This is a genomic window from Planotetraspora kaengkrachanensis, assembly GCF_016862895.1.
GTDB classification, from domain to species: domain Bacteria; phylum Actinomycetota; class Actinomycetes; order Streptosporangiales; family Streptosporangiaceae; genus Planotetraspora; species Planotetraspora kaengkrachanensis.
The window spans coordinates 1-554 of record NZ_BONV01000096.1; the positions used below are offsets into that span (position 1 = coordinate 1).

Here is a 554-nt window from a genome sequence, read left to right on the forward strand (position 1 = left end):
TTCCCCCCGAAATGTGGACACCGGTTGTTATGCGGCGATCAGCACCTTATCGAGCTGTTGCTCGTAGTCGATCGGGCTGAGGTAGCCCAGGCTGGAGTGCTTCCTTCGGGTGTTGTAGCGGGTGATCCAGGCGAAGACCGACAACCGCGCTTCCCGGGCCGATGACCAGCAGGCCGAGCCCTGGAGCGTTTCCCGTTTCAGGGTGGCATTGAACGCTTCGGCGGCGGCGTTGTCGGCGCTGGTGCCCACCGCGCCCATCGACTGCCGCACTCCAAGCTCAGCGCACAGATCGGCGAACTGCCGGGAGCTGTACTGCGCCCCATGATCGGAATGAAAGATCGCCCCGTCCAGTGCGCCACGCGTCCGGTCCGCGGCGCGCAGCGCATCGGCCACCAACTCAGTCCGCATGTGGTCAGCGATCGACCAGCCCGCCAGCCGGCGTGAGTGCAGGTCGATCACCGTGGCCAGATACAGGAAGCGGCCCTCGGCGACGGGCAGGTAGGTGATGTCGCCGACGTACCGCTGGTTCGGCCCGAGTGCGGTGAAGTCCCGCC

At 66.2% G+C, this 554-nt stretch carries 1 protein-coding gene; it reads right to left on the reverse strand.

Annotation, left to right across the window (positions count from 1 at the left end; translation table 11 throughout):
* Positions 1–27: 27 nt before the first annotated feature.
* On the reverse strand, positions 28–554 hold a 527-nt coding region (locus Pka01_RS40510), incomplete at its 5' end, for an IS3 family transposase (RefSeq protein WP_203888332.1).